The sequence below is a fragment of the Micromonospora sp. NPDC049051 genome (genome assembly GCF_043197575.1).
In the GTDB taxonomy this organism is placed as follows: domain Bacteria; phylum Actinomycetota; class Actinomycetes; order Mycobacteriales; family Micromonosporaceae; genus Micromonospora.
In genome coordinates this window covers 1395461-1414659 of record NZ_JBICTL010000001.1, presented here as the reverse complement: position 1 = coordinate 1414659, position 19199 = coordinate 1395461, and the positions used below count along the sequence as shown (strand labels likewise).

Below are 19199 nucleotides of genomic sequence, written 5' to 3'. Positions count from 1 at the left end.
ATCCGGGCCGACGTCGTGCGGCGGCGAACCGGCGACCACCACGGCGGCCGAGGCCGAGGAGCGCTGCCCCGGCGGGCCGGCGGGCGTACCCCCGCTCAGCTCGCCCGGGGCCAGCGCGGCGCGGTGGCGGGGGGAGCCACCGGCCGGTCCAGGCCGGCGGACCGGCCGCCGGGCGTGACCGCCCGGGGCCGGCCGGGATGGCCGGCGGGGGTGCGTGGCGCCTGGCCGGCCGGCGCGGGGCCGGTCACCGTGAACGGGAACGGCACCTGCACGAAGGGGTTGCCGTGCCGCACCAGGGCGTCGATCTGCCGCTCGTTGAGCCCGTGCCGCTCCAGCACCCGCCGACCCCAGCGGTGCAGCCGGCACGGGTACGTCGCCCCGTCGTTGCGGCACAACGGCCCGGCCGGCCACTCCTCGGCGGCGTGCACCACCACGGCCCGCACCGCGAGCCGGACGTCCTCGGGGGTCAGCGACGCCGGCACCGGCATCTCACCCAGGATCTGGTCGATGGGATCCGTCGACTGCTCACCAAATCGCACGGCAGGCCTCCCGCGGCTCCGGCAGCGGTACGGCCCACCCGCACCACGTCCTCGGCGACTGGTACGGCCGCCGGCCCCGAAAGGTTCAGACCGGGCCCGACGGGTTCAGACCGGCTCAGACGAGTCCGGCGTCGTGGACCAGCAGGGCGACCTGGACCCGGTTGTTCAGGTCGAGCTTCACCAACAGCCGCGACACGTACGCCTTGACGGTCGCGACGCTCATGAACAGCTCGGCGGCGATCTCCGCGTTCGTCCGGCCCTGCCCGAGCGCGACGGCGACCTCGTGCTCCCGCTCGCTGAGCCCGGCGAGCCTCCGCCGCGCCCGCTCCCGGCGCGGCTCGGGCCCCGGCACGCCCGGCCTGGTCACGTGGTCGATCAGCCGGCGGGTGACCGCCGGGGAGAGTGTCGCCTCCCCCGCCGCCACCCGGTGCACCGCCCGCACGATCTCGGCCGGCGGGGTGTCCTTGAGCAGGAAGCCACCGGCCCCGGCCCGCAGCGCCCGGAGCACCTGCTCGTCGGCGTCGAAGGTGGTCAGCACCAGCACCTCGGGCGGGTCGGGCGTCGCGCGCAGCGCCTCGGTAGCCGCGAGACCGTCGAGGCGGGGCATCCGGATGTCCATCAGCACCACGTCCGGCGCGCAGGCGGCCACGGCGGCGGGCACCTCGCTGCCGTCGGCGGCCTCCCCCACCACGAGCAGGTCCGGCACCCCACCGAGGATCATCGACAGCCCGGCCCGGACGAGCGCGTCGTCGTCGACGATCAGCACCCGCACCGGCCGCCCGGGGCCCGGCCCGTCCGCCGTCGGCCCGCCCGGCACCGGCCCGGTCACGCCGGCCACGGCAGCCACGCGGCCAGCCGGAAGTCGCCCGATTCGTCCCGCCCGTACGCGAGCCGGCCGCCCGCCAGGCTGACCCGTTCGGCGATGCCCACCAGGCCGGTGCCGGTGCCGGGGATCTCCGGGCCGGTGCCACCGCCGACCGGCCACCGGTTACGGATCTCCACGCTCAGCCCGTCACCCGGGCCACCGCTCACATCCACCGTGACGACGGCGCCGGCGGCGTGCTTGCGGGCGTTGGTCAGCCCCTCCTGCACGATCCGGTAGACGCTGCGCCCCACCGCCACGGGCACCCGCTCGACCGCCGACACCACGTCGCGGACCGTCACCCGCACCCCGGCCGCCCGGGACTCCTCGATGAGCGCGGGCAGGTCGCCCAGGGTGGGCTGCGGGCGCTCCGGCTCCTCCTCGGCGGGGGTCTCCGCGCGGAGCACCCCGATCACCTCGCGCAGGTCCTGCAACGCGGCGTGGGCGTTGTCCCGGATCACGCCCGCCGCCTTCGCCACCTCCTGCGGCGCGGCGTCCGGCCGGAACTCCAGCGCGCCCGCGTGCAGGCTGAGCAGCGAGATGCGGTGTGCCAGCACGTCGTGCATCTCCCGGGCGATGCGGGTGCGCTCCAGGTGCCGGGCCTGGGTCACCCGCAGCTGCTGCTCCGCCTCGGCCCGCTCGGCGCGCTCCCGCAGCGACACGACCAACTGCCGCCGCGCCCGGACGAACATCCCCCACGCCAGCACGAAGAGACTGATCAACGCACCCCAGACGGTCGTCTCCCAGTACGACAGGTGCGGGTCCGGACGCAGGTAGCTGAAGGCGAAGTTGGTGGCCAGCCCGCCGGCGGTCACCGCCAGCGCGACGGCCGTACGGCGGTGCACCACCACGGTGAAGTAGAAGATCAGCAGCGGCACCGCCGCCGCCATCGAGAACACGGTCAGCGGCAGGGTCGCGACGGCCAACCCCAGCGGCCACCGGCGACGCGCCCAGACCAGCCCGCAGCAGACGACCCCGACCAGGGCGTCGGCCGGCACCATCCAGCGCTGCGGCAGCGGGGTCGCGAACTCCGGGTCCGCCGCGACCGCGTCGGCCGTGGCGAGCAGGACCCAGCCGAGGGAGAGCAGGAAGCAGAGGCCGTCGACCAACCAGTCGCGGGTGGTCCGCCGGGTCCGCCCGACCGCCTCGGCGAGGGCCCCCGGCAGCAGCCAGGGGTTCTCGGGCAAGGCGGCGCTGGTCACGCCGCCATGCTAGGCACCCGCCCGGGACGGCGGCCAGCTACCAAAGTCGACACCTCGGGTCGACCAAGGTAGCCGCCGGACGAGACCGCCGGCCGCTGCGGGCAGCCGACCGGCGCGGGCACGCTGACCGGCATGATCGACGTGGCACACCTCACCAAACGGTACGGGCGGCACACCGCCGTCGACGACGTGTCGTTCCGCTGCGAGCCGGGCACCGTCACCGGCTTCCTCGGGCCCAACGGCGCCGGCAAGTCCACCACCATGCGGATGATCTGCGGCCTCACCCCGCCCAGCGGCGGCGGTGCCACGGTCGGCGGCCTGCGGTACCGGGACCTGCCCAACCCGGGTCGGGAGATCGGGGTGCTGCTGGACGCCTCGGCCCAGCACGCCGGGCGCACCGGGCGGGAGGCGCTGACCGTCGCCGCCGCCACGCTGGGCGTGCCCCGCCGGGAGGTGGTCGCCAAGCTCGACCTCGTCGGGCTGAACGAGGTCGCGGCGAAGCGCCGTGTCCGGGCCTACTCGTTGGGCATGCGGCAGCGGCTCGGCCTGGCGCTGGCGCTGCTGGGCGACCCGCGCGTGCTGGTCCTCGACGAGCCGGCCAACGGCCTGGACCCGGAGGGGATCTTCTGGATGCGCGGCCTGCTGCGCGACTTCGCGGACCGGGGCGGCACGGTGCTGCTCTCCTCCCACCTGCTGCGCGAGGTAGAGGCGGTCGCGGACCGGCTGGTGGTCATCGGGGGCGGCCGGATCGTGGCCCAGGGCGACAAGGACGAGTTGCTGGCCGGCGGCGGCACCCTGGTCCGGGCGCGGAACGCGGCGGCGCTGCGCGGCGCGCTCGACCGGGCGGGGCTGACCGTCACCGACGGCACCGACGGGCTGCTGGTCCGTGCCGACGCGGAGACGGTCGGGCAGGCCGCCGCCGACGCCGGCGTCGCGCTCACCGAACTGCGGCCCGCCGGCAGCGGCGGCCTCGAACAGCTCTTCCTCACCCTGACCGCCGGCGCGTCGACCCGGGAGGCCGTCCGATGACCACCACCACCGCCACCACCTCGCCCGCCACCGCCCCGCGCCGCCAGCCCGACCTGCGCCGGCCGTCGTTGTTCCGGCTCACCGGCGTCGAGCTGCGCAAGCTCGTCGACACCCGGGCCGGACTGTGGTTGCTGATCGCCATCGGGCTGCTCGCCGCCGCCCTCGTGGTCGTCCAGTTGATCTGGACTGACGCCGCCGACCAGGACTTCGCCAACTTCTTCCTCCCGACGCTGCTGCCGGTCGGCCTGCTGCTGCCGGTGCTGGGCATCCTGTCGGTCACCGGGGAGTGGTCGCAGCGCACCGCGCTGACCACGTTCGCCCTGGTGCCCCGGCGGGGCCGGGTGATCGCCGCGAAGCTGGCCGCGACGGTGCTGGCGGCCCTGGCGTCGGTCCTCGTCGGCCTCGCCGTGGCCGCCGTCGGCACGCTGGTCGCCGGGGCCACCGGCGGCGCGGGCACGTGGCGGTTCGAGGGGACGTTGCTGCTGCACGCGATCGTGTTCCAGGTGATCAACGTGCTGATGGGCGTCGGCTTCGGGCTGCTGCTGCTCAACACGCCGCTGGCCATCGTCGGCTACCTGCTGCTGCCGACGATCTGGTCGATCCTCGGTGGCATGATCCGGTCGCTGGAGGGCCCGGCGCGCTGGCTGGACACCGGCCGGACCATGGAACCGTTGTTGACCCCCGACGTCACCGCCGGGCAGTGGGGGCGGCTCGGGGTGTCGCTGCTGGTCTGGCTGGGCGTTCCGCTGGTCGCCGGGCTGATCCGTACGCTGCGCCGCGAGGTGTCCTGACGTGGCCGGCCACGGCACCCCCACCGTCGTCGACGGCGGCACGGCCGAGCTGGCACTGCTCTGGGGCGGCTTCCCGGTGCTCGGCGCCAGCGCCGGATGGCTGTTGGCCAGGAGCGCGGGATGGATCGGCGAGCTGCCCTGGGCACCGTTCCAGAGGCTGTTCGAGCTGGTCGCCGGGCTCCCCGAGGCGCAGGCCGGCCTCGGCGGGGCGGCGCTCGGGGTGCTGGGCGGCCTGGTGGTCGCCGCCATCGGCACCGCCGAGCGGCTCACCATCGCCGTCGACAGCGAGCGGGCACGGCTGCGCCGCGGCAGCACCACGCGGGAGGTCGGGCGGCGGCAGGTGCACGCGGTGTTCCCCGACGGCGGGCACCTGGTGCTGCTCGGCCGGGACGGCGACGAGTTGGCCCGGGAAAAGTCGGACCTGTCCGCCGCACGGTTGGCCGCCGCCTTCCGCGCGCACGGCTGGCCATGGACGGACGCCGACCCGCACCGGGACGCGTACCGGCGGTGGGTGCCGGACCTGCCCGGGCTGCCGCCGGGGGCGGACGCGCTGCTGCGGGCCCGGCAGCGGGCGCTCGACAAGGACAGGACCGGCGAGGCGCGGGAACTGCGCGCCGAGCTGGCCCGCACCGGGGTGGTGGTCCGCGACGACCACACACGGCAGTACTGGCGGCTGACCCGCGCCGCCCCGGGCCCCGTACCGCCCGACACGACCTCCGCTGAGCGTACGGGCGACGGCCGGTAGCCCTCGCCGGCTGGGCCTCTCGGCCGGGCCGATCGTTCTGCCGGGCCTCGGAGCCAGGCCGGTCGTTCTGCCGGGCCTCGGAGCCGGGCCGGTCGGTCAACGGGGTCGGGCCGCGTTCCGGCGGGGCTGCGGGCCGGTCACCGACGCCAGGAGTTCGTCGAGGGCGTCGGCCTCGGCCCAGCCGTTCACCGCGACGCGGCCAGTGGCGTCGACGGTCACCTCGACCCGGTCCGGGCTGCGTGACACCTCGTCGAGCAGGCCCGGGAAGCGGTCGTCGAGCAGCACGAACTCCTGGTTGGTGGAGCCCACCCAGGGCCGCCGGGTGTCGATCCGGTCGGCCAGGAAGGGACCGGCGACGAGCAGGTCCGTCGCCGCGAGCAGCGCCGCGACGTCGTCCCGGCCCGCGTCGACCGCGCGGTGCAGCCGGGCCGTGGTGTAGCCGGTGAAGGTCATCACCGAGCGGCCGGCGGCGCGCACCCCGGCGGCGACGGCCGCCAGCGGGGCGGCCTGGTCGAAGGGCTCGCCGCCGAGCAGCGTCAGCCCCTCGGTGCCGGCGTCGAGCACCCGGCGCACCAGGTCGGCGGGGGCGACCTCTTCCCCGCCCCGGAAGCTCCACAGGTGCGGGTTGAAGCAGCCGGGGCAGCGGATCTCGCAGCCCTGCACCCAGACGGCGGTCCGCTCGCCCGGCCCCTCGGCCCGGGTGGCGGCCAGGAACCGGGCCACCGCCACCGTCTCCGCCCCGGTCGGCGGGCGGGGCCCGGGACCGTCGTCAGACATCGAGGACCCGGCCGGGCGGCGGCTGCCCGGGTGCCGGCCCGGCGGGCGGGACGCAGTCCAGGCTGTCGCGCAGGCGGGCGTACTCGTGGGGGGCCAGGTTGGCGGCGGCGGCGAACTCGGCCAGGCTGCCGAAGGAGCCGCGCCGCTCCCGCTCGGCCAGCACCTGGCGTACGCGCTGCGGGTCGAAGCCGGGCAGCGCCGCGAGCGCCTCCGGCCCGGCCGTGTTGACGTCGACCCTCCCGGACTCCCCGTCGGCCCACGGGTCCGACGGCGGCGCGAGCGGCTCGGACCCGAGGGAATCGACGGGCTGGTACGGCGCCATCGTCGGGTCGGCCGGCAGCGGCGGACGACCCACCGGCGCGTTCGGCTGTCCCCCCGGCGACCCGGGCGGATAGGACGGCGGCGCGGGCGGATACGCGGGCGCACCGAACGGATACGCCGGCGACGGGTACCCGGACGGCGAAGGATGCGCCGGGGACCCGGGCGGGTACCCCGTGTGCGAGGCGGGCGGGTACCCCGTCGGTGACGCGGGCGGATACGCCGTCAGCGCGCCGGACGGACAGCTCATGCCCGGGTAGGGGGTGGGCAGCGGCCCGGCGGGGGCCGCCCGGGGGAGCGGAGCCAGCGGGTACGCGCCGGACCGCGCCGCCGCCGTCCTGGCCTGGCGGTCGGCCAGCCAGCGTAGCCACGCCGAGTTGATCAGCGAGGCGTGCATGATGCCGGCGATCCACACGGCGAGCAGCGCGCCGACCGCCCAGTCGCTGACGGTGCTCTCCTTGTCCGTCTCGCCGACGATGATGAACGTCGTCCAGCCGAGCACGGAGTAGACGATGCCGGGGACCCACCACGCCGCGCGGCCGGCCCGCAGCCCCACGTAGATGAACCCGAAGCCGCCGAGGCAACTGCACCCGAGGACGGGCAGCAGCAGCCACCAGCTCTGCAACACCTGCCACAGGGCGCTCGGCCGCGGGACGGCCGGGGGCGGCCAGCCGGGGCTAGGCGCGTTCGACATCGTGCTCCTCCTGCCGCGCGGGCGCGGCGGCACGGGCGTGGTCGGCGGTGTACGTGCTGTGCACCGTACGGGCCGCCAGCAGGTCCTCCAGCACGGCGATGTAGTCGAGGCAGCCGTCGCCGAGCACGTCCCTGGTCTCGGCGCTCACCACGCCCTCGCTGGTCACGGTGACCACGATCCGTGGCTGCCCGCCCGTCACGACCGGCCCTCCACGGCGAACACCAGGCGGACGCTCGCGTCCTCGGCGACCTCCTCGGACTCCAGCCGCAGCCCGGCGGCGAGGGCCTGCTCGCGCAGCCGTTCCAGCACGGCCCGCTGGACCTGCCGCCCGTACGCGGTGTCGATGGCCCGGACCGCCTCGACGGCCCGCTGCTCGTCGACCTCGCCCGTGAAGTGGGCCGACCAGATGCCGTCCTCGCCGCGCCGGAAGCCGGCCCGTGCCCCGGCCCAGTCCGCGATGATCGCGTCCGCCTCGGTGGTGACCGCCGCGCCGGTGTCGCGCAGCGCGGCGACGAGCAGCGTCTCGTCCCGCATCCGGGTCTGCACCTGGCAGACGACGCGGCCCTCCCCGTCCCGCCCGGCGGTGGCGGCGTGGGTCGCGGCGACGGCGGCGACGGCCAGCGGCAGGAGTATCAGTGAGACGCTCATCGAGCCCATCCCTTCGTGTCGAGGCCCACCCTAGAACTCGACCGCTCGCCCGCCGTGTCCCCGCTGCGGCCCCGGGCCGCCCGGACGCGGGCCGCCGGGAGCGCCGGAACGACCGCCGAGGTCCCAGTCCTCGGCGGCGGTGGCGGCGACGGCACGGGCGTCGGCCCAGGAGCGTACGGCATCGATGCGTTCCGCCTGGGTGACGCTGAGCGGCACCATGCTGACCAGGGCCCGGACCAGGTCGTCGCGGCGCAGCGGTCGCCGTTCGGCGAAGGCGTCGAAGAGCCCGCCGACGACGGCCTGCTCGATCTCCGCGCCCGAGTAGCCCTCGCTGAGCCCGGCAAGCTCGCCGAGCAGGTCGTCGTCGCAGGTCAGGGCACCGGCTGCGGCCGGGTTGCGCAGCCGCCGGGCGAGGTGGACCCGCCAGATCGACGCCCGCTCCGCCCGCGTCGGCAGGTCGACGAAGAAGATCTCGTCGAAGCGCCCCTTGCGCAGCAGCTCCGGGGGCAGCCGTTCGAAGTCGTTGGCGGTCGCGATGACGAAGACGGGCCTGGCCTTCTCCTGCATCCAGGTCAGGAAGGAGCCGAACACCCGGGCCGAGGTGCCGGAGTCGCCGGTCCCGCCGACGAAGCCCTTCTCGATCTCGTCGACCCACAGCACGCAGGGCGCGGTCGCCTCGGCGGTCCGGATCGCGGTACGCATGTTCTGCTCGCTCGATCCGACGAGCCCGGCGAAGACCCGGCCGACGTCCAGCCGCAGCAGCGGCAGGTTCCACGCCGAGGCGATGGCCTTCGCCGTGAGCGACTTGCCGCAGCCGGGCACGCCGGTGATCAGCACGCCCCGGGGCGCGGGCAGCCCGTACGCCGCCGCCTCGGCCAGCCAGGAGCCGTTCCGCTTGGCCAGCCAGCGCTTCAGGTTCTCCAGCCCGCCGACGTCGGCGAGGTCCACCGCGGCGTCGACGAACTCCAGCAGCCCCGACTTGCGTACGGTCTGCCGCTTCTCCTCGTGCACGACCGCGAGGTCGCCGCCGTCGAGCACACCGTCGTTGACCATGGCGCGGGCGAACGCGTTCTCCGCCTCGTGCAGGGTGAGCCCGAGGGCCGCCTTGGCGAGCCGTTCCCGGCCGAGGTCGTCCAGCGCGATCCGGATCCGGCCACCGGCGGAGTTGGCGGCGATCATGCCGTCCAGCACCCGCCGGATCTCCGGTTCGGTGGGCAGCGGGAAGTCGACGATCGTCACGTCCTTCTCCAGCTCGACCGGGATGTGCAGCACCGGCGAGACCAGGACGAGGGTGCGCGGCACCGGGCCGGACTTGAACGCCGCCACCACGTCGCGCAGCCGGCGGACCACCCCGGGGTTGCCCGGCCGGTCGCCGCTGCCGTGGGCGGGGTGCAGGTCCTTGAAGATCAGCACGCTGGGATGTTCGACGCGCAGCGCCGCCGCCAGCGCGTCGTCGGGCTCGGTGGTGCCCTTGCGGGCGACGCCGTCGGGCTGCACGAGCCCCGTCGTCAGCGACCAGGTCCACACCGCCCGGGGCGTACGGACGAGGTTGGCGTCCTGGGCGACGGCGCAGACCTCGGCGATCACCCGCTGTTCCTCGGACGACTCGACGTAGAGGACCGGAAAGCGTGCCTTGAGCATCTGCGACAACGCGTCGCGGAACGGCACCGCCACCGTCGCTCCCTTCCGCCGGGACCCGAAGAGCGACGCGACTCTAACAGCCCACCCGCTCCCGGCCCCGGCGTCGATCACGAGGTCGGCGGCGGCACCTCCCGCCGCCGACCTCGTGACCGCCGTGCGTCCCGTCCGCCAGCGGGGTTCAGGGGCGGGCGATGATCATCACGGCCAGGACCGCCAGGAGCGCCGAGAACGCCGCCGAGGCCAGCCGTCGCCACGGCGGGGCGCCGGCCAGCGGCGGCAGCCCCCGCCAGCGGTACGCGGCCAGGACGGTCCCGGCCGCCGAGAGGCCGACGCCGAGCGTCCAGAGCCATCCGGGCACCACCGACCAGTTGCCCAGCCCGTGCCCGAGGCCGAGGTAGAGCGCCGCCCAGGCGACGGCGGGTGCCAGGGTCAGCCGGTCGGGAGCCCGGCGGACGGCGCCGAGCAGGCTCAACCCGCCGAGGAAGGTGAGCACCACCGCGAGCCCCGCGGTGATCCAGACGGGCAGCGGCGGGCCGTCGCCGTCGGCGTCCCGCGCCGGTACGCCGAGCAGCCGCAGGGCGATCGGCTCGACGCCCTTGTCGGTGTTGCCGAGCACCACCACGCCCCGCCCGGTCGCCCGCTCGAAGCCGAGGTAGGTGCGGAAGCCGCCGGTACCGCCGTTGTGCCAGACGATCTCGCGGTCGCCGTACCGGGTGGTGAACCATCCGTAGCCGACCCGGTTGCGGTCGTCCTCGGTGAAGCGCGGGGTGGCGGCGTCGGCGCCCGGGGCGCTGCCGGCGAGCGTCGCACCGAGCAGCCGGGCCAGGTCCCCGGCGGTCGACCAGGGGCCGACGCCGGCCGGCGCGTAGCCGTCGGCGACCCAGGGCGCGGCCGGGCGACCGCCGGCCGTCGAGCCCTCGGCGTGCCCGGGCGGCAGGGCGTCGGCGTCGGTCGCCACCACGGTCGAGGTCATGCCGAGCGGTCGCAGCAGTTCCCGGTCGAGCAGCTCCGGGTACGAGGTGCCGGCCCGGGTGGCGAGCGCCTGCCCGAGCAGGGCCATCCCCAGGTTGGAGTAGCGGACCTCGCCGCGCCCGTCGCCGGGCTCCGCCCTGCCGGCGGCGTCGACGAGCCGACGCGCGTCCCGACCGGCGTACGGGTTGCCGCCGGTGACGTTCGCCCACCAGGTGTCGACCACGTCCCCGACCGAGGTGACCCCGAGCCGGGGCAGGCCGGAGCGGTGGCTGGCCAGCTCCGCGAGGGTGATCCCGCGGGCGGGCCCGGTCAGCGCGGGCAGCAGGGCGCCGACCGGCTCGTCGGGGCGTACGGCGTTGGTCGCGACCTGCCGGGCGAGGAGCATCCCGGTCATCGCCTTGGTGATCGAGCCGATCTCGAACGGGGTGCCCGGTTCCACCGGCCGACCGGCCGGGTCGCGGTCGCCGAGGCCGGCGGTGCGGACGAGGCCGTTCTTCAGCACGGCGACGGCGAGGCCCCGGTGGCCCTCCGGGTCGGGCACCGCCGCGCGGACGTCGGCGGCCAGCGCGGCGTCGCCGGTGCTCTGCCCGCCCAGCCGGGGCGCGCGCGGCATGATCCCGATGGCCGCGACGGCGGCGACGAGGCCGACGACCAGGGCGAGGACGGTTGGCTTGCGCATGCGGCATCCCTCCGGCGGGGGCTTTCGGTGGGCGGCGTCCACCGGCCCGGCGAGGCGTCAACCGGGCGGCGGGCGGATGGTCGACGGCGGGCGACGGACGCGGCGGGTCAGCGGCGGGCGGCGGTGAGGATGGCCAGCAGCGGCACGACCCGCTCGGCCGGGACGGCGTAGCGGCCCCTGCCGGCGCTGTGCAGCCAGCCGGCGGCGGTGAGCTGGCGCAGGTGGTGGTGCAGCTGGCCGGTGGTGCCCAGGCCCTCGATCTCGGCCAGTTCGCCGGTGCCGTGCCGGCCGCCGAGGATCTCCCGCAGCAGGCGCAGCCGTACCGGGTGCGCCAGGGCGCTCAGCACACCGGCCAGCTCCGTCCAGTCGCCGGCGAGCACGTCGTCGACCATGCGCCCGTACTGCCAGTCGTAACGCTCGTCGTCGAGACGGACGGTGCCGGTGTAGAGCACCGCGCCGCCACCGTCGGCCGGGATCCGTTGCTTCAGCCCGTCGAGCGCCCAGAAGACGTCGTCGGCCGCCGGCGCCGCCTCGGCCGGGGGCGTCGCCGGCCCGAGGCGCTCCGTCAGGGCGGCGACCTGCGCCTCCAGCGCACACAGCCGGTCTTCGATCTCCGTCATGCGTCGATAATACGAACATACGTAGTTACGAGCAAGAGCGGATCACCGGAGCGGGTGCCGCGCCGATCCGCCGGCCCGCTACCGTTCCCGGTCTGGGGAGGTGCCGGTGTACGTCGTGTCCGTGATCAACTACAAGGGCGGGGTCGGTAAGACCACCGTGACCGCCAACCTCGGTGCCGAACTGGCCAACCGGGGGATGCAGGTGCTGCTCATCGACCTCGATCCGCAGGCCAGCCTCACGTTCGGCTTCTACGACCCCGACGACTGGCGGGACCGGCTGCGCGACGGCCGGACGGTGAAGCGCTGGTACGACGGCCTGCGCGGGGACACCCCCGCGACGACCCTGGGCGAGCTGGTCGTCTCCCCCGGCCCGGCGAACGCGCGGCTCACCGGCACGGGCCGGCTCGACCTGATCGCGTCCCACCTCCAGCTCGTCGACATCGACCTGGCGCTGGCGCGGGCCGTGGCCGACGGCGACGAGTACGACGCCGAACTGTTCCGGGTGCGCGGCTCCCTGGCCGAGGGGCTGCACGACGACGCCCTCGGCGGCTACGACATGGTGCTCATCGACTGTCCGCCGAACTTCAACGTGGTCACCCAGTCGGCCATCATCGCCAGCGACCACCTGCTCATCCCGGCGAAGGCCGACTACCTGTCCACCCTGGGCATCGACTACCTGCACGGCAACGTCCGGGAACTGGTGGACCAGTACAACGCCGACGCCCGGCGGTTCGCCACCACCCGCCGGCACCACAAGGTCGCGCCCGACGTCGCCGGTGTGGTGTTCACGATGATCCAGCTCATGGCGCAGCGGCCGATCGCCGCCCACCAGGGCTACATGGACCAGGTCCGGGCGCTCGGCCTGCCCGTCTTCCCGACCCCGCTGCGGGAGAACGTCACCGCGTTCGCCACGAACGCCCCGCGCGGCGTGCCGGTGGTGCTCCGCGACCGGATCGCCACCCCGGCGGTCCGCGACGAGCTGCGCCAGCTCGCCACCGAGTTCCTCGACCACCTCCAGCCCGAACGGGTCGGGGCGTGAGCGACCCGGCCCGCGACGTCGCCGACCTGGTGGCCGCGCTGCTCCGGGCGCTGCCCGCCGCCGACCTCGCCGCGCTGACCGAGGGTCGGGCCCGGCTCGCGGTGGTGCCGCTCGACGCGGCCCCACCCGCCGACCGGACCATCCCCGCCGGGCACCCGGCCGCCGCCCCCGCGCGCCCGTCGACCCGGCGGGCGGCGTCCGCGCCGGACCCGGCGGCGGCCCGGGCCGCGCTGGAGACCATGTCCCGCCGCGACGACGGTACGGCGTACCTGTCCGGCTGGACCGCCCGCGACCTGCGGGTGCTCGCCGCGAGCCTGGAGCTACGCGGCGTCGCCGGGCTGCGGAAGGCGGACCTGGTCGAGCGGATCGTCGACCGCACCATCGGCTTCCGCCTCGCCTCCGCCGCCATCCGCCGGCTCTGACCCGGCTGGTTGTGTCGGTGCGCGCGCCTAGGCTGGGCCGTACCGGCGGATCGGGAGGTCACGTGGACAGGTGGGTCGCGCTGTTGCGGGGAGTCAACGTCGGCGGGGCGACGGTCGCGATGGCCGACCTGCGCCGGCTGGTCGCCGACCTCGGCCACCACGACGTGAAGACGTACCTGCGCAGCGGCAACGTGGTCTTCGGCAGCACCGTACGCGACGCCGAAGCGCTGGCGCGGGGCGTCGAGCGGGCCATCGCCGACGAGCTGGGGCTGACGGTGCCGGTGCTGGTGCGCAGCGGCCGGGAGCTGGCGGCGGTGGCCGGCGGCAACCCGTACGCCGATCGGGAGGACGACCCGACGCGGCTGCTGGTGGTCTTCCTCGCGACCGCGCCCGCGAAGTCCGCCGTGGCCGCCCTGACCGTGCCCGACGGCGAGAACGTCGCGTTCACGGTCACCGGTCGCGAGATCTACCTGCACTATCCCGACGGCGGCTACGGCCGGTCGACGTTCGCCACCAAGCTGGAGAAGCAGCTCGGCGTGGTGACGACCACCCGCAACTGGCGGTCGGTGCGGGCCCTCACGGAGCTGACGGCGAGCTGACGGGTCGCGGGTGGCGTCCCGCGACCCGTCGTGCCGTCCTCAGAAGTGGTACGCGGTGTGGTACTCGGGCACGACGACCCGGCTGCGCGGGGAGACCCGGCGCACGGCCGCGACGAGCGCGTCGAGCCGCTCGCGGTCCGCCGGCGCGACGGGCACGGGGTTGCGCAGCTCGGTCTCGAAGTTGTCGAAGTGCACCGGCACCACGACCTTCGGCCGGTCGAGGGCGTCCAGCAGCCGCTCGGCGTAGTCGGCGGTGGCGGTGCTGCTCGGCAGCGCCACCATGGCCACGTCGGGGGCCAGGCCGGTCAGGTTCCGCTCGGCGAAGTCGCTCGCGCCCATGAGGAACACCGACGGGCCGCCGGCCACCCGCAGCTGGTAGGCGAGGGTGTCGCCCTCGGGCAGGTCGGCGATGGTCTCCGGCCTCGCCGGCGGGCTGACCCGTACGCCGGGGAACGCCATCGAGTACGACCTGTTGCGGCTGTGCAGGGAGCTGACGACCTCCACGGTGTACGCGCCGAAGTCCAGCACCTCCCCGCCCTTGACCGGGCTCAGCTTCTCCGACGGCAGCCCGTACGCCAGCCCGAGGTGGTAGGCGGTGAGCGTGCCGAGGACCCGGGCGCCGGTGCGCTCGACGATGCGCGGCGTGTCCATGTAGTGGTCCCAGTGGGTGTGCGTGACGAGCACCGTCTCGGCCCGGTCCACCAGGGAGTCGACGACGTCGGTGCGGACCGCCAGCCTGGTGGCCGGGTCGAATGCGCCCCTGAACAGCCCGGTGTCGATCCGGCTGAGGAAGGGGTCCACCAGGACGGTCCGGTCGCCGATGTCGATACGCCAGGCCGACGTACCCCACCAGCGGAAGCTGACCGGGCCGCTGCGGCGGCCGGCCGGGGCGGCGGCGACCGGCGCGGCGTGCGCCGGGGCGGTGCGGGTGGCGCCGGCGAGTCCGCCGGCGGTGACCAGCGCGGTGCTGGCGGCAGCGTCGCGCAGGAAGCGGCGGCGGTCGAAGTTGGGCATGCGGAGACCTCCCCGTCGTGGTGCTGATCGGTCGGTGCCGAGCCAATCAGCACGAACCCCGCCCGGTCCAAGATCCGGTCCCGACACGGTCGATATCCGCCGGCGTATCGGGCCAGCTCAGCGGAGTCGCCGGCGGCCCGTCGCGGCGGGAAACTCAGCCGGCGCCAGCCGGCCCGCCGACGCGCAGGGCCTCGACGGCGACCCGGGCGGCCTCGCCCATCGCCAGGTCCACGTCGATGCGGCGGGTGACGAGCTGCTCGGCGCGGACGAAGACGGCGACGGCGTACCGGCCGCCGTCGGGGTACTCCGCCACGCCGGCCTCCAGGTGCAGGCCCGGCAGGCTGCCGGTCTTGCCCGCCACCCGCACGCCGGGCGGGAAGCCGGCGGCCAGCCGCGTCCAGAACAGCTGCCGGGCCATCCAGCCCCGGACCATCGCGCACGCCTCGGGCGGGCCGGCCTCGTCGCGCCAGATGAGGCCGAGCAGCCGGGTGATCTCCCGGGCGGTGCTCGACGTGGTGTGCGCCGGGTCGAACATCCGCATCGCGCGGACCCGCTCCGGCGGCAGGGTGGGGAAGATCCGGGCGAAGTCCGCCTCGGTACGCGCGCCGACGTCGGCGAGCATCGTCTCGACCAGCTGCCGGGGGCCGCCGACGATCCGGGTACGCGCCAGCCCCAGCTCGGCGGCGAGCATCGGCAGCACGTCCGCCCCGACCCGGCGCAGCAGCAGGTCGGCGGCCGTGTTGTCGCTGACCGACATGGCGAAGTAGGCGAGGTCCCGCAGCGACACCTCGGCGTCGTCGGCGCAGCCGGCAATCCCCCACCCGCCGAGCCGGTCGTCGGCGGTGACGAGGACCCGCTCCCGGGGGTCTAGCTGGCCCGCGACGACCTGCCGGGCGAATTCCAGCACCAGCAGCACCTTGAAGATCGAGGCGATCACCACCTGCTCGTCGGCCCGCAGGGCCACCTCCCACCGGCCGCCGGGCCGCCCCGACCCCGCGCCCTCAATTCCTCCCGGTCCCCCGCCCTCGGGCCCTCCCGCGTCCCCGGCCCATCCTGGTCCCCCGCCCTCGCCGACCGCGGCGAGGCTCCCGCCGGGCACGTCGCGGCCGGCCGCGTCGAGGTCGACGGCGTGCAGGCAGCCGGCGACACCGGCCCGTTCGAAGATCTCACCAATGTGTTCCGTCGCCACCAGCGCACGGTAGCCGCCGCCCGCTGCCGGCGTCGGGGCGCTGGCGTAGGGTCCGGCCGTGGACCTGCTCCGGCACCTACGGCACTTCGTGGTGGTCGCCCAGGAGCTGCACTTCGGGCGGGCCGCCGAGCTGCTCGGCATCGCCCAGCCGCCGCTGAGCCAGTCGGTGCAACGGCTGGAACGGGAGCTGGCGGTGGAGCTGTTCGACCGCTCCCGCCGGCAGGTACGGCTGACCACCGCCGGTCAGCTGCTGCTCGGCGAGGCCGAGGAGCTGCTCGCCGGGGAGGGCCGGCTGCGCAACCTGATGCGCCAGGTACGCGACGGGGTGTCCGGGGTGCTCCGGGCGGGCGTACCGCCGGAGACGCCAGCGGTGACCCTGCGCGAGCTGCTCGACCGGCTGACCGGGCGCGCCCCCGGGCTCGACGTGGACCTGCACGAGCTGACCAGCGGCGAGCAGGAGCGGATGCTGGGCGAGGGGCGGCTGGACGTCGGCCTGCTCCATCACCCCGTCACCGACGACGGGCTGCGCCTCGGCGCCGCCGTCGACGTACCGCTGGGGGTGCTGCTGCCGCGCGCCTCGGCGCTGGCCCGGGGCCGGGAGGTCGAACTGGCGGCGCTGGCCGGTCTGGATCTGGTGACCGCGCCCCGGGCCACCGCACCCGGCTGGCACGACCACCTGCTGGCGGTCTGCCGCCGGCACGGGTTCGCGCCGGGACGGGTCCGCCCGGCGCGGAACCCGGAGTTCCTCTTCGGGCTGGTCCTGGCGGGCAACGGGGTCGCCGTCGAGCCGGCGGCGACGGCCCGCCGGGAGCCCCGGATCGCCTGGCGGCCGATCGTCGGGTCACCGCTGGTCCGGCGCACCTCGGCGGCGTGGCCGCGCCGGGCGGCGCACCCGGCCGCGCCGATGTTCGGACAGCTCGCGGCGGAGGTGCTCGCCGACGGATCGGAGCCGCCGGCGCCGCCGCCCGCGCCGGCGCCCCGCCCCTGGCCGGTCCTCTTCGACGAGCCGGCCTGAGCGGCCGGCCACCGGCACGGGCCTTCCGCGAGTCGGGCCGCCTCCCGCCGGCGCGGGCCCGTGCGGCAGCGCGGCCCCTCTCGCTCCCCGCGAGCTGTCCGGCGGAGCCGGGCCCGCGATCGGGTCGTTCGTCGCGCGGGCGGAGGCGTTCGTCGTGGTCACCCCCGGGTACAACCACAGCTTCCCGGGCTCGTTGAAACAGGCGATCGACCACGCGTACGACGAGTGGCAGGCAGAGCCGGTCGGCTTTGTGTCGTACGGGTGCGGTTCCATCGGCCTGACGCGGTCGACCAGCTCCGGACGGTCCGCACCGCGCCGCACGCCGTCACGGGTGCACGACGGCGTCGGTGTCGACCTGCTCGACGGTGAGCCGTCGCCCCTGACGGCCGACCGGTGCGGGCGGACCGCCGACGTCCCGCTGGACCAGCTCCGCTGGTGGGGTCTGGCCCTGCGCGCCGCACGCCCGTACGTCTGCTGAACGTGTGACACATGAGGAAGGCAGGGAGCATGACACGTACCACCGGCCTGGCCATCGAGGCCGAAGGCCTGACCCGGTCGTTCGGGGCCACCCGGGCGCTCGCCGGCATGGACCTCCAGGTCCCCGCCGGCACCGTCTACGGGCTGCTCGGCCCCAACGGCGCCGGCAAGACCACAGCGGTACGGGTGCTGGCGACGCTGCTGCGCCCCGACGGCGGCCGGGCCCGCGTCTTCGGGCACGACGTCGTCACCGAGGCCGACGCCGTACGCGCCCGGATGAGCCTGACCGGCCAGTACGCCTCCGTGGACGAGGACCTGACCGGGCTGGAGAACCTGGTGCTCCTCGCCCGCCTGCTTGGGCACGGCAAACCGGCCGCCCGGGCGCGGGCGGAGGGCATGCTCGCCGCGTTCGGCCTGACGGAGGCGGGTGACCGGCAGGTGAAGAAGTACTCGGGCGGCATGCGGCGGCGCATCGACATCGCGGCGAGCATCCTCAACACCCCCGACCTGCTGTTCCTCGACGAGCCGACGACGGGGCTGGACCCGCGCAGCCGCAACCAGGTGTGGGAGATCGTCCGGGCCGTCGTGGCGCACGGCACGACGGTGCTGCTCACCACGCAGTACCTGGACGAGGCCGACCAGCTCGCCGGCCGCATCGCGGTGGTGGACCACGGCCGGGTGATCGCGGAGGGCACCCCGGGCGAGCTGAAGTCGTCGGTCGGTTCCGGCACCGTCCACCTGCGGCTGCGCGACCCCGGGCAGCGGCCGGACGCGGAGAAGCTGCTGCAGGCGGCCCTCGGCGTGCCGGTGCAGCTCGAACCCGATCCGGTCGCGCTGACCGCGCGGGTCGGCGGAGACGGCAGCGACCTCGACGCCAGCGCGCAGGCCGCCCGCGCGCTCGGGGACCTGGCGCGCGCCGGCATCGTCGTCGACGACTTCTCCCTCGGTCAGCCGAGCCTCGACGAGGTCTTCCTGGCCCTGACCGACCATCCCGCCGTCGCCGCCGACGAGCGGGACGACCAGCTGGAGGCAGCCCGATGAGCAACGCCACCACGACCGGGCGCGCCCCGTCCGTCTACGTACCGTCGGCGGAGGCGCTCGCCACCGTCCTGGCGCCCGGCGCGCGACCGCCCCGGCCGAACGCGCTGTCGGCGTCGCTCACCTTCGGCTGGCGCGCGCTGCTGAAGATCAAGCACGTGCCGGAGCAGCTGTTCGACGTGACGGCGTTCCCGATCATCATGGTGCTGATGTTCACGTACCTGTTCGGCGGCGCCCTGGCCGACAGCCCGCGCGACTACCTCCAGTTCTTCCTGCCCGGCATCATGGTGACGAGCGTCGTGATGATCACCATGTACACGGGCGTCGGGCTGAACACCGACATCGAGAAGGGCGTCTTCGACCGGTTCCGGACGCTGTCGGTCTGGCGGCCGGCCCCGCTGGTCGGCATGATCTTCGGCGACGTGCTGCGGTACGTGCTGGCGGCCGTGGTCATCCTCGGCGTCGGGCTGGTGCTGGGGTTCCGGCCCGACGGCGGGCCGGCCGGCGTACTGGGCGGGATCGGCCTGCTGGTGGTCTTCTCGTTCGCGTTCTCCTGGGTCTGGACGTTCTTCGGCCTCGTCCTGCGCAGCGAGAAGTCCGTGATGGGCGTGAGCATGATGGTGCTGTTCCCGCTGACGTTCCTCAGCAACGTCTTCGTCGAGCCCACCACGATGCCCGGTTGGCTCCAGGCGTTCGTCAAGGTCAACCCGATCACGCAGCTGGTGGCCTCGGTGCGCGCGATGATGTCGGGGACGTCGGACGCGTCGGCCACCATGTGGATGCTGCTGTGGAGCGCCGGCTTCGTACTGGTCTTCGGCACGCTCACCATGTACCGCTACAACCGCCGCTGAACCTGCCGGCGACGGGCACCGCCACGGAGGTGGTGGTG

General features: G+C 75.3%; 22 protein-coding genes. 10 read left to right on the top strand and 12 right to left on the bottom strand.

Features of this window, described 5'->3' with window-relative positions; translation table 11 throughout:
- Nucleotides 1-95: 95 nt before the first annotated feature.
- The 3 genes from ACGFIR_RS06705 to ACGFIR_RS06695 form a co-directional block, all read right to left on the bottom strand.
- Nucleotides 96-539 carry a hypothetical protein gene (locus ACGFIR_RS06705; protein ID WP_392999656.1) on the bottom strand — a complete coding sequence of 148 codons (444 nt, stop codon included), beginning with the start codon at nt 537-539 and terminating at the stop codon, nt 96-98.
- Between the two features lie 115 nt (nt 540-654).
- A complete protein-coding gene (locus tag ACGFIR_RS06700; protein WP_393143555.1) occupies nt 655-1386 on the bottom strand; it encodes a response regulator in 732 nt (243 codons plus the stop codon).
- Entirely contained in the window at nt 1365-2603 is a 1239-nt protein-coding gene (locus ACGFIR_RS06695) for a sensor histidine kinase (protein ID WP_393143553.1), read from the bottom strand. The genes ACGFIR_RS06700 and ACGFIR_RS06695 overlap by 22 nt, the downstream gene beginning before the upstream one ends.
- A gap of 132 nt (nt 2604-2735) precedes the next feature.
- On the opposite strand from ACGFIR_RS06695, the gene ACGFIR_RS06690 reads away from it, so the two are divergent.
- Genes ACGFIR_RS06690 through ACGFIR_RS06680 form a run of 3 tightly spaced genes read left to right on the top strand, consistent with a single transcriptional unit; the run spans nt 2736 to nt 5168 of the window.
- On the top strand, nt 2736-3632 hold the full coding sequence (locus ACGFIR_RS06690) for an ABC transporter ATP-binding protein (protein WP_392999662.1): 897 nt from the start codon (nt 2736-2738) through the stop codon (nt 3630-3632).
- Complete coding sequence (locus ACGFIR_RS06685) at nt 3629-4423, top strand: ABC transporter permease (RefSeq protein ID WP_393143550.1); 795 nt, start codon at nt 3629-3631, stop codon at nt 4421-4423. Before ACGFIR_RS06690 ends, ACGFIR_RS06685 begins: the two co-directional genes overlap by 4 nt.
- Before the next feature lies 1 nt (nt 4424).
- Nucleotides 4425-5168 (top strand): hypothetical protein, encoded by a 744-nt coding sequence (locus ACGFIR_RS06680; protein ID WP_393143549.1) that lies wholly within the window; start codon nt 4425-4427, stop codon nt 5166-5168.
- A gap of 96 nt (nt 5169-5264) precedes the next feature.
- Here ACGFIR_RS06680 and ACGFIR_RS06675 read toward each other — a convergent pair whose 3' ends face one another.
- From ACGFIR_RS06675 to ACGFIR_RS06645, 7 genes are all read right to left on the bottom strand, one after another.
- The gene (locus tag ACGFIR_RS06675; RefSeq protein ID WP_392999668.1) at nt 5265-5945 is read right to left on the bottom strand and encodes a 4Fe-4S cluster-binding domain-containing protein; all 681 of its coding nucleotides are present in this window, start codon (nt 5943-5945) and stop codon (nt 5265-5267) included.
- On the bottom strand, nt 5938-6957 hold the full coding sequence (locus ACGFIR_RS06670) for a helix-hairpin-helix domain-containing protein (protein ID WP_393143547.1): 1020 nt from the start codon (nt 6955-6957) through the stop codon (nt 5938-5940). The genes ACGFIR_RS06675 and ACGFIR_RS06670 overlap by 8 nt, the downstream gene beginning before the upstream one ends.
- Complete coding sequence (locus ACGFIR_RS06665) at nt 6941-7156, bottom strand: DUF2997 domain-containing protein (protein WP_393143545.1); 216 nt, start codon at nt 7154-7156, stop codon at nt 6941-6943. The genes ACGFIR_RS06670 and ACGFIR_RS06665 overlap by 17 nt, the downstream gene beginning before the upstream one ends.
- A complete protein-coding gene (locus ACGFIR_RS06660) occupies nt 7153-7605 on the bottom strand; it encodes a hypothetical protein (protein ID WP_393143543.1) in 453 nt (150 codons plus the stop codon). The genes ACGFIR_RS06665 and ACGFIR_RS06660 overlap by 4 nt, the downstream gene beginning before the upstream one ends.
- A 30-nt stretch (nt 7606-7635) precedes the next feature.
- Nucleotides 7636-9279 (bottom strand): AAA family ATPase, encoded by a 1644-nt coding sequence (locus ACGFIR_RS06655; RefSeq protein ID WP_393143541.1) that lies wholly within the window; start codon nt 9277-9279, stop codon nt 7636-7638.
- A 145-nt stretch (nt 9280-9424) separates the two neighbouring features.
- Nucleotides 9425-10897, bottom strand: coding sequence for a serine hydrolase domain-containing protein (locus ACGFIR_RS06650; RefSeq protein WP_393143540.1), 1473 nt, complete (start codon nt 10895-10897; stop codon nt 9425-9427).
- Nucleotides 10898-11004: 107 nt separating this feature from the next.
- The gene (locus ACGFIR_RS06645) at nt 11005-11517 is read right to left on the bottom strand and encodes an ArsR/SmtB family transcription factor (RefSeq protein ID WP_393143538.1); all 513 of its coding nucleotides are present in this window, start codon (nt 11515-11517) and stop codon (nt 11005-11007) included.
- Nucleotides 11518-11623: 106 nt separating this feature from the next.
- On the opposite strand from ACGFIR_RS06645, the gene ACGFIR_RS06640 reads away from it, so the two are divergent.
- From ACGFIR_RS06640 to ACGFIR_RS06630, 3 genes are all read left to right on the top strand, one after another.
- On the top strand, nt 11624-12556 hold the full coding sequence (locus ACGFIR_RS06640; protein ID WP_392999682.1) for a ParA family protein: 933 nt from the start codon (nt 11624-11626) through the stop codon (nt 12554-12556).
- Nucleotides 12553-12978 (top strand): Rho termination factor N-terminal domain-containing protein, encoded by a 426-nt coding sequence (locus tag ACGFIR_RS06635; protein ID WP_393143536.1) that lies wholly within the window; start codon nt 12553-12555, stop codon nt 12976-12978. The genes ACGFIR_RS06640 and ACGFIR_RS06635 overlap by 4 nt, the downstream gene beginning before the upstream one ends.
- Nucleotides 12979-13040: 62 nt before the next feature.
- Nucleotides 13041-13577 (top strand): DUF1697 domain-containing protein, encoded by a 537-nt coding sequence (locus ACGFIR_RS06630; RefSeq protein ID WP_393143534.1) that lies wholly within the window; start codon nt 13041-13043, stop codon nt 13575-13577.
- 39 nt (nt 13578-13616) lie between these two features.
- Here the strand turns inward: ACGFIR_RS06630 and ACGFIR_RS06625 are convergent, their stop codons facing one another.
- Both ACGFIR_RS06625 and ACGFIR_RS06620 read right to left on the bottom strand, forming a co-directional pair.
- Nucleotides 13617-14591, bottom strand: a complete 975-nt coding sequence (locus tag ACGFIR_RS06625) for an MBL fold metallo-hydrolase (RefSeq protein ID WP_393143532.1) — start codon at nt 14589-14591, stop codon at nt 13617-13619.
- Between the two features lie 154 nt (nt 14592-14745).
- Nucleotides 14746-15780, bottom strand: a complete 1035-nt coding sequence (locus ACGFIR_RS06620) for a serine hydrolase (RefSeq protein ID WP_393143530.1) — start codon at nt 15778-15780, stop codon at nt 14746-14748.
- Between the two features lie 58 nt (nt 15781-15838).
- Between ACGFIR_RS06620 and ACGFIR_RS06615 the strand changes: the two genes are divergently transcribed.
- The 4 genes from ACGFIR_RS06615 to ACGFIR_RS06600 all read left to right on the top strand — a co-directional run bounded on the left by ACGFIR_RS06615 (nt 15839) and on the right by ACGFIR_RS06600 (nt 19161).
- Nucleotides 15839-16795 carry a LysR family transcriptional regulator gene (locus ACGFIR_RS06615; RefSeq protein ID WP_392999692.1) on the top strand — a complete coding sequence of 319 codons (957 nt, stop codon included), beginning with the start codon at nt 15839-15841 and terminating at the stop codon, nt 16793-16795.
- A gap of 154 nt (nt 16796-16949) precedes the next feature.
- Nucleotides 16950-17273 carry an NADPH-dependent FMN reductase gene (locus ACGFIR_RS06610; RefSeq protein WP_393143528.1) on the top strand — a complete coding sequence of 108 codons (324 nt, stop codon included), beginning with the start codon at nt 16950-16952 and terminating at the stop codon, nt 17271-17273.
- A 29-nt stretch (nt 17274-17302) separates the two neighbouring features.
- A complete protein-coding gene (locus tag ACGFIR_RS06605; protein WP_393143526.1) occupies nt 17303-18313 on the top strand; it encodes an ATP-binding cassette domain-containing protein in 1011 nt (336 codons plus the stop codon).
- On the top strand, nt 18310-19161 hold the full coding sequence (locus tag ACGFIR_RS06600) for an ABC transporter permease (RefSeq protein ID WP_392999698.1): 852 nt from the start codon (nt 18310-18312) through the stop codon (nt 19159-19161). The genes ACGFIR_RS06605 and ACGFIR_RS06600 overlap by 4 nt, the downstream gene beginning before the upstream one ends.
- Nucleotides 19162-19199 lie beyond the last annotated feature (38 nt).

Excerpts from the sequence above, each read along its gene's own strand:
- ACGFIR_RS06690 (WP_392999662.1), top strand. The coding sequence starts at position 2,736 with ATGATCGACGTGGCACACCTCACCAAACGGTACGGGCGGCACACCGCC.
- ACGFIR_RS06685 (WP_393143550.1), top strand. The coding sequence starts at position 3,629 with ATGACCACCACCACCGCCACCACCTCGCCCGCCACCGCCCCGCGCCGC.
- ACGFIR_RS06675 (WP_392999668.1), bottom strand. The coding sequence starts at position 5,945 with ATGTCTGACGACGGTCCCGGGCCCCGCCCGCCGACCGGGGCGGAGACG.
- ACGFIR_RS06670 (WP_393143547.1), bottom strand. The coding sequence starts at position 6,957 with ATGTCGAACGCGCCTAGCCCCGGCTGGCCGCCCCCGGCCGTCCCGCGG.
- ACGFIR_RS06660 (WP_393143543.1), bottom strand. The coding sequence starts at position 7,605 with ATGAGCGTCTCACTGATACTCCTGCCGCTGGCCGTCGCCGCCGTCGCC.
- ACGFIR_RS06650 (WP_393143540.1), bottom strand. The coding sequence starts at position 10,897 with ATGCGCAAGCCAACCGTCCTCGCCCTGGTCGTCGGCCTCGTCGCCGCC.
- ACGFIR_RS06645 (WP_393143538.1), bottom strand. The coding sequence starts at position 11,517 with ATGACGGAGATCGAAGACCGGCTGTGTGCGCTGGAGGCGCAGGTCGCC.
- ACGFIR_RS06625 (WP_393143532.1), bottom strand. The coding sequence starts at position 14,591 with ATGCCCAACTTCGACCGCCGCCGCTTCCTGCGCGACGCTGCCGCCAGC.
- ACGFIR_RS06605 (WP_393143526.1), top strand. The coding sequence starts at position 17,303 with ATGACACGTACCACCGGCCTGGCCATCGAGGCCGAAGGCCTGACCCGG.
- ACGFIR_RS06600 (WP_392999698.1), top strand. The coding sequence starts at position 18,310 with ATGAGCAACGCCACCACGACCGGGCGCGCCCCGTCCGTCTACGTACCG.